Annotated in this window: 7 protein-coding genes; 2 read left to right on the top strand and 5 right to left on the bottom strand. The window is 35.5% G+C overall.

Annotated elements, in window-relative coordinates; translation table 11 throughout:
* From smc to ribD, 3 genes are all read right to left on the bottom strand, one after another.
* The coding region (smc, locus tag D6734_03580; GenBank protein RMF96527.1) for a chromosome segregation protein SMC at positions 1–2,625 on the bottom strand (2,625 nt) is incomplete at its 3' end.
* Positions 2,626–2,803: 178 nt separating this feature from the next.
* The gene (gene nadB / locus D6734_03575) at positions 2,804–4,363 is read right to left on the bottom strand and encodes an L-aspartate oxidase (GenBank protein RMF96526.1); all 1,560 of its coding nucleotides are present in this window, start codon (positions 4,361–4,363) and stop codon (positions 2,804–2,806) included.
* A gap of 8 nt (positions 4,364–4,371) precedes the next feature.
* Positions 4,372–5,484, bottom strand: a complete 1,113-nt coding sequence (gene ribD, locus D6734_03570; GenBank protein RMF96525.1) for a bifunctional diaminohydroxyphosphoribosylaminopyrimidine deaminase/5-amino-6-(5-phosphoribosylamino)uracil reductase RibD — start codon at positions 5,482–5,484, stop codon at positions 4,372–4,374.
* 161 nt (positions 5,485–5,645) lie between these two features.
* Between ribD and D6734_03565 the strand changes: the two genes are divergently transcribed.
* Complete coding sequence (locus D6734_03565) at positions 5,646–6,161, top strand: hypothetical protein (protein ID RMF96524.1); 516 nt, start codon at positions 5,646–5,648, stop codon at positions 6,159–6,161.
* Here the strand turns inward: D6734_03565 and D6734_03560 are convergent.
* Positions 6,139–6,621 carry a DUF1284 domain-containing protein gene (locus tag D6734_03560; GenBank protein RMF96523.1) on the bottom strand — a complete coding sequence of 161 codons (483 nt, stop codon included), beginning with the start codon at positions 6,619–6,621 and terminating at the stop codon, positions 6,139–6,141. The two genes, D6734_03565 and D6734_03560, sit on opposite strands and share 23 nt — an antisense overlap.
* A 313-nt stretch (positions 6,622–6,934) precedes the next feature.
* On the opposite strand from D6734_03560, the gene D6734_03555 reads away from it, so the two are divergent.
* Positions 6,935–7,675: a class I SAM-dependent methyltransferase gene (locus D6734_03555; protein ID RMF96522.1), complete on the top strand. Its 741-nt coding sequence runs from the start codon at positions 6,935–6,937 to the stop codon at positions 7,673–7,675.
* Positions 7,676–7,683: 8 nt separating this feature from the next.
* Here the strand turns inward: D6734_03555 and D6734_03550 are convergent.
* On the bottom strand, positions 7,684–8,153 hold a 470-nt coding region (locus tag D6734_03550), incomplete at its 5' end, for a hypothetical protein (protein ID RMF96521.1).

The following is an 8,153-nucleotide window of genomic DNA, read 5'->3' as shown; positions in this document are numbered from 1 at the left end:
TTCTTCTTCTTTTTGACTGAGACGTTTAGAGGATTCTTCAACAGAATTTTTTTCATTTTCAGTTTTTGAAATCAACTCTTTGATTGAATCTTCGTAGTTTTCTATTTGGAAACGAAGTCTTTTTTCTTCTTCAATGGTGCGAGTGTATCCAACTTTACAGTCAGTCAATTCTGTTTGTGTCTTTTCCAAGATTTTTTCAGTTCCGCCCATTTTTTCCTTTAAACTTTCGATCTCAGATTCAACTTTTGCGCTTTCGCTCTTCAGAGAATCAATTTTTTCTTTCAGATTTTCAGTTTTTTCAACGATCTCATTTTTTTCATATTCATATTGTTCTATTTCAAATTTAATATCTTCAATCTTCTCCTGCATTCGGTTTCTTTCTTCAACTTTTATTGCAAGAGATTTGTCGAGATTTGCCAATTTATTTTTTATTTCCTCTTCAGCTTCGGCAATACCCTCGACCTCATTCGTGAGTTCGGCTATTCTTATGTTTATGTTTGCAACTTTCTCATTCAATTCGTTTTCTTCTTTTGAAAAGCGTTCTATCTCTTCAGCCAAATCTTTAATTCGCCTCTTCTTAAGAAGTATTCCACCGTCGTTTTCATTTGCAGATCCGCCTCTTAAAATTCCCTCTGGGACAATTACATCACCCTCCAAATCGACAAGTGTAAATTTATGTCCGTTGTTTTTATGGACAGTCAGTGCGCTTTCAAAATCTTTAACTATCATTATGTCTTTCAAGATAAAATCAACTATGCCACGATACTTCTCATCACAGCTCACATAGTCTGACGCTTTGCCCAAAACTCCATCCCTTGTCAGGAATTCATCAGAAGCATTATTACTTTCATCGCTACTTAATTTTGCAGGTAGAAATACGCATTTTCCTCCATTCTGTTGTTTTAAATAATGAACTGATTTTTCAGCCGTTTCGATAGAATCGACAAGAATTCCGTCAATATAGTTCTTCAATGCTGATTCAATGGCAATTTCGTATCCTGGTTTTGCTTCAATTATTTCTGATAAAGCGCATTCAACAGCGCCGTTCCCCATTGTGATATCTTCTTTTGCTGACAGAATTTTCCTTGAGCTTTCAGAAAGGTCTTCATGATTTTTATAAAATTTTTCCAATGATGAGTGTTCTGAGCGAAGTAGAGACAATCTTTCCTTTATATCCTGAAGCTTACTTTCTTCTTTTTTTGCATCTTCCTTCAATGATTCAATTTCAGACAATATCGATTCCTTTTTATGAGCAAGCTCTTTCGATTTCTTTTTAGCGCCTTCAATCGATTCTTCCACAGACTTTATATCTTCTTCAAGTTTTTGTTTCCTATCGACGGCTTCATTTTTGTCTTCAACTAAATGGGAAATTTTATTTTTTATAGATTCAATTCTTAATTCACCTTCATCGAGAAAGTTTTCACATGTAACGATTTCAGTTTGGAAGGATTGAAGTCTATTCTTTTTTTCATTTAATTGATTGAGCTGAGATGAAATTTCTGATTTAAGATGAGCAAGTTCTTCTTCCTTTTGTTTGACTCTACTTTGAGAATCTTTAATTTTTTCTTCATAACCTTTAAGCTCATTTGTGATTTCATTCAAATTCTTCTCAAATTCTTCCTTTTTTGCTTCAAAAATAGAAATATTTTTCCTTGATAATTCAGCGGCATCTCTTAAATGAGAAATCTCATTTTTTATTATTTCAATGCGGCTTTCGAGGTTTCTGATATCGTTTTCTACTCCGTAAAGCTCATTCCGTTTATCTTTGAGAAAATTTTCTTCGCTCAAAGTGGATAAACGCAATTCTTCGATATTGTTTTCGATAGTTGAAAGCTCTGCTGATATCTTTGCCTTTTCGTTTTCTGCTTCTTTTAATTTTCCTTCTAATGGTATTTTTTCTTCTCTGATTTTTTTAATTTCGAGTGCGGAAAGAGTGCTTTCAAGATTAGTGGCTGCTTCTTTCAAACGATTGAATGCTTTTGTCTTTGCCGCCTGTCTTTTTAATGAATTGACCTGTTTTCGTACTTCACTCACTATGTCTTCGATTCGCTCTAAATTTAAAGCTGTTTTTTCGAGTTTTCTTTGAACTTCCTTTTTCTGCATTTGATATTTTTCAATACCTGCTGCTTCTTCAATTAGACGCCTTCTTTGTTCTGGTTGAGATGTGAGAAGTTCATTTACTTCTCCCTGTTTTATTATCGAGCATGCTTTTGTCCCAAGTCCTGTATCGAGAAAAATTTCAGTGATGTCTTTAAGGCGGCAAGGAATGCGATTGATAAAAAATTCACTTTCCCCTGAGCGATAAAGACGCCGTGTTATCATTATTTCAGTGAAATGTTTATAACGCTCGCCAAAATCGCCATTATCGTTGGAGATTGTAAGGTTGACTTCTGCCATACCGAGAGGTTTTCTATCGACAGTGCCGTTGAAAATAACATCTTCCATACTTTTACCGCGAAGATGTTTTGCGCTTTGTTCGCCTAAAATCCAGCTTATTGCGTCGGAAACATTGCTTTTCCCGCAGCCATTTGGACCGACAACTGCTGTTATTCCGGGCTCAAAAATCATCTCTGTTTTGTCGGCAAATGATTTAAAACCGCGCATTTCAAGTTTTACTATTCTCAATTTATTATCTCCTATGATTAAACCTATAGTTAAAAATGATAAATCAAGTATAGATGAGATTTCAAAGTAATGTCAAGATAGAATGCAATATATTGTTGTTTTTTTAAGAAAAAAATACCTTATGTTGTGGTTTTGTATATTTTAAGCTATTTACGGCAGATTATGAAAAAATCCTTTTTTAATCAGTCCGATAATGGCATCCTCTGCTCTTTCTATTTGACCTTGCAGCATTAAGAATAACTTGTGCTGCCTGTATGCCGTTTCGAAGTCCAATTAGGTCATCACTAAGAACGGAGTATCTATAAAATTCTTCTATTTCATTTGTCAATTCAGAAAAAATTCTTTCTGCTCTTGCAAGCCTTTTGCTTGACCGTACAAGCCCGACATAGTTCCACATAGTATGTTTGATTGTCAACCAATCCTGCGCAATGAGTGCAGGGTCTATAGCCTCCTTTTCATATTTCCACCCTTCTACTTTTGGAAACTCAAATTTTTCTTTTTTGGATACAATAATGTTTGCTATGTCTTTGCCTGCAAGATATCCCCATACCAACCCCTCAAGTAGCGAACTGCTGGCAAGACGGTTTGCACCATGAATCCCTGTGCAGGATACTTCTCCAACAGCCCTCAACCGTTTAATCGATGTTCTCCCCTTACTATCAACAAAGATTCCACCACATAAGTAATGAGCCGCAGGCACTACTGGTATAGGGTCTTTTGTAATGTCGATGTTGTATGAAAGGCATTTTTCGTAGATATTTGGGAATCTTTCTTTTATCCATTCAGGCTTCTTGGATGTTATGTCAAGATAAACGCATTCGCTGTCATCTTTAATCATTTCTTCATGAATTGCTCTTGCAACGATATCGCGAGGAGCAAGTGTGCCTAATCTATGGTATTTTTCCATGAACGGTTTGCCCTGTTTATTTATTAATTCTGCTCCTTCTCCACGCATTGATTCAGAAATAAGAAATCTTTCGCCGTCTCTATGATAGAGCGCCGTTGGATGAAACTGGATGTATTCCATATTGAGTATTTGAGCACCCGCTCTCTTTGCCATTGCAATACCGTCCCCTCTGGCATATTTGGGATTTGTTGTGTGAAGAAAAAGCGCTCCAACTCCACCTGTTGCAAGCACTGTCTCTTTCGCAAAGAAAGGAACTACCTTTTCTGCTTTTTGGTCAAAAACATAAGCTCCAAAACATTCAGGCTGCCTGTAAATATCGAGGGGATTTTTGGAATGATGTGAAAAAGTGAGCAAATCGATTGCTGTCATTTGGTTTTTGAGAGTAATATTTTTTATCTTTTTAATTTTTCTTAAGAGAGAAATCTCTATGCTTCTTCCTGTTAAATCGCGCGAATGAATGATACGAGGCAAAGAGTGCGCCGCTTCCTCGGTTATGTGATAATCTCCATCACTTGTGCGGTCAAAATCCACATCAAGCTCTTTTATCAGTATATTTTCAACGCACTTTGGGCCCATCGATGCCAAAGTATCGATAGCCTTCGGATTACATAATCCTGCTCCTGCGTTTTGCAGGTCTTTTTTGAGAAGTTCTGCAGAATCGCCTTTGCCCTTGTAGATTATTCCACCCTGTGCATAATAGGTGTTGCTTTCATAGATTTCAGGCCCATTTGTGATGACAGTTACCTTGATTCCTTTTTTAGATGCTGTGAGAGCAGTAGTAAGTCCGGCTATTCCACTCCCGATTATTAGAAGATCTGTTTCCATTGTCATATTCCTTTTCAGCTCATTTTTCCAACAATTAATATGTCTCTGCCAATTCTTTTTATTTTCGTAATGTCCATTTTATATGCTTCTGATAATTTTTTTATGCCGCTACCTCCGACAAATCCTTTTGCGTTATTGCCTCCAATTAGGATTGGAGCAAAGAAAAGAAAAAATTTGTCTATTATTCCTTGCTTCAGCGCGCTTGCATTTATTTCTCCGCCTCCCTCAATCATCACTGATGTTATATTTTTTTCAGCAAGTTTCGTCATAAGGTCATTGAGGTCGATTTGATTTTCAAATTTTTTACAAAAGATTATGTCAATATTCATTTTATAAAATGGTTCAATTTGTTTTCTCTTAGATTTGCCTACAGCTGTAGCTATAAAAACTTTCCTTTTATCAGTCGATTTGAAAACTTCAGCATTCATATTTGAGGTCAAATTGGTGTTCACAATGACAACAGCAGGTAATTTTTTTGCTTTTATCAGTCTTGTGTCAAGCAGAGGATTGTCTTTTTTCAATGTATTTGAGCCAATCAGCAAAGCATCAACCGATGCTCTCAAATTATGAACAAATCTTCTTGATTCGATACTTGTAATCCATTTCGATTCCCCAGTTGATGTGGCAATTTTACCGTCAAGACTTGATGCACTTTTCATTATTACAAAAGGCATTTTTTTACTGATAAATTTGAAAAAAACTTCATTTAATTCATTTGCTTCTTTTTCGAGGAGTCCTTTTGAAACTTTTATCCCGGCTTTTTTAAGTTTTTCTTCACCCTTTCCATTAACTAATGGATTTGGATCGCTCACAGAGAAAACAACTCTTTTGATTCCTGCTTTGATAATTTCATCACAGCAAGGTCCTGTTTTTCCGATGTGACTGCATGGTTCAAGGTTTACATAAAGTGTAGCGCCTTTAGCTTCTATACCTGCTTTATCTAAAGCAACAATTTCAGCATGCTTTTCTCCGGCAGCTTTATGGTAGCCGCTTGCGATTATCTTGCCATTTTTGACTATTACAGCACCAACAAGAGGATTAGGGCTAACTCTTCCAATTCCTCTTTTTGCTAAGGTCAGAGTTTTTTTGAGAAATTTTAAATCTTCTTCCAATTTTTTGTTTGCCATTTCCAATTTGCCATTCGAGATAGATGTGCTTTAATACACCATTAATGTATAAAAGTAAATCATTGGGGGATTCCTGAAAAAGAAATTTGACCTAAACATTTCAAAATTATAGCATATGATTATAATTGAGGAAGAAATTATTAATATATGAGGAGGGGACAATGCCTGATAAAAAAGAAATTGAAAAAATGATAATCGATTTTCTTGATGGCGGCGGTTATCTTGCTCTTGGGACCTGTAAAGACAATATTCCGCGTGTAACTCCTGTTTCTTTTGAAAGCGAAGGGATGACAATATGGATTGTCGCTGATCCCGGAGGGAAAGTAGAAAATATGAAAGCAAATCCCAATGTTGCAGCCGCCATATATTCAAGGATTGAGGAAGGAGTTGAAAATATCAGTCTTCAGATACAGGGTAAAGCCCAACTTATAACATATGAAAATAATCGTGATGAATTTATGGAGCGTGCAAAAAAGAGAGGGATGATTGAACGGCTTGAACAGAGAAAGAACAAAGAGACAGGCCTAATTTATTCGCCTTTTTTGAAAAAAGAAGTGCCAATGGAAGATATTTTGAAGAGGATTACCTTTGTCAAAATAGAACCGGATGAGGTTACATACTTGAGTCTTGGCGGACCAGAAGGGGGAAAAAGGTTCAAGTGGAAAAAGAATGAATAAATAAAATAATTTCCTTAGGGCAGTTTTCAGTTTTCAACCAAGAGCAAGAAGAACAAAGTTTCGCCAATTCTTGTTTGGGTATTTGGGAAAGCGATTTGACCAAATCAGAAAGTGTAATTATTTCGTTTTTTTTAAAGTTAAGTTTGTTCAGAATATTGTTATCTATTTTATTGATTTTTTGGGTTCTTTCCTCAGCTTCTTTACAGCAGGTATTGCCATTAAGATAAGGACATTGTACGCAAATGTCATCAGCTCCTTCGACAATTTTGATTTTTATCTTCTTATCGTTTCTTATTTTTTCCTGTAGCTTTGCAAGATTATTAATAAATGCACGATTATATCCTTTGCCTCTGAAAGCCAAAAGGCAGAGAAGGTGGTGTCCGCGAAGATTGACTGTTGTCGATGCCATAAATATTAGAATAGTGATTTGTGGTTTTTTATCAAGGAGAAGCATAAGCATATTTGGGAATCATTTTCCGGTATCGTCTTCAAGCACTAAGTGAGGTTCAAATTTTTAAAAGAAGGAGAATGCCCAATCTAATCAAGCTGTATTATGGTAAAAATAGAAGTTAGATAATGGGATAAATGATGCCATAGGGAAGAAGTATAGAGATGGTAGATATGCAAATAGTTATTTCAAATAATCTTTTATAAGCAGGAAAACATAAATTTTGGAAAAATTCAAAGATATGCAATTTTAATGTTTTTTCAGAAAAAGTAGATTCTTTGCCTGTTTGAAGATTTGTAGAAAAAAGTACAGGAGGGTAATAGAAATGAGGAAGAAATCATTGGGAGGTTATGGGAAAGCATGGGATTCTGAGGTTGAAGGATTTGACGATTTTCAAAGTGTGGTAATACCAAAGAAAGATGAAATGCTGCAAACTATCACCGAGATGATTCCCTTCGATACAGAGCGAAAACTTACGATTCTCGAGATAGGTGCTGGTAATGGAGCGTTGACTCAGAAAGTATTGAGTTATTTCCCGAAATCCAACTATATATTTTCAGACGCATCGGAAGGAATGCTTGAGGAGGCAAGAAAGAGATTTGAAGGAAAAGAAGGCGCTCCAATGAAATTTGTTATTGCTGATTTTAATAAGAGTGAATGGTATGCACCTTTGGGAAAATTGAAATTTGATGTCATTGTATCTTCCCTGTGCTTTCATTATATTGCTACAAAACGAAGACAGCCTTTGTTTAATGAAATCTTAGAATTATTGAAAAAGAAAGGTGTACTGATATACTCTACTGCTGTTGAATCTCCACACAAAATCATTCAAAAGCAGATAGAAAAAAATCATCGTCTTTTTTTAAAGAGGAGGTTTAAAGAGGTAATGAATATAACTGTAACCGATGAAGATATGGACAAAATGTATAAGGAAAAACGAGGGCGCCTTGGAGTCAATACAATGCCTGCGGAAAATCATCTATACCATATGAAGAAAGCAGGATTTTCAAAATATGAACTTATATGGCGTTTCAGACATTATGCAATTTTTATGGGTGTGAAGTAAGATAAGCTTCAGGCGACCCAGTAGAAGTGGTTGAAGAGAATAGTAAAAACACAGAGTAAAAAAATACTTGCATATAGAAAGATTCTGTAAAGGATTTTGTTTTTAAGCATCAGTGTCAACACAATAAATGCGGGAAATAATACACTCGTGTATCTCCCCATGCTTTCAATTCTTACAAATGATACAATAACGGTCAATGATGCCCAAACGGAATAACTTATACGCGGACGGTTCCATGAATAGATACACATTATGAGAGAGAAAATAAAAAGAACAAAATAGAATAAATTTAAAGCAGGATAGAATCTCGTTGTCATGTATTTTGCATTGATAAATGAAGTAAAACTTGTTTGAAGAATTTTCAGAGGAAAAGTTCCTGCCCATCCTTCTACAAATTGAGATTTGTAAAAAATGAATGGATTGCTAAAACGATATGCCAGATAAATAAGATAAATTAGAGGGCCTGTTGTTCCAATAC

It is taken from the genome of Candidatus Schekmanbacteria bacterium (genome assembly GCA_003695725.1).
In the GTDB taxonomy this organism is placed as follows: domain Bacteria; phylum Schekmanbacteria; class GWA2-38-11; order GWA2-38-11; family J061; genus J061.
Note: the sequence above shows the minus strand (reverse complement) of the source record. Positions and strands in the feature narration are given on the sequence as shown.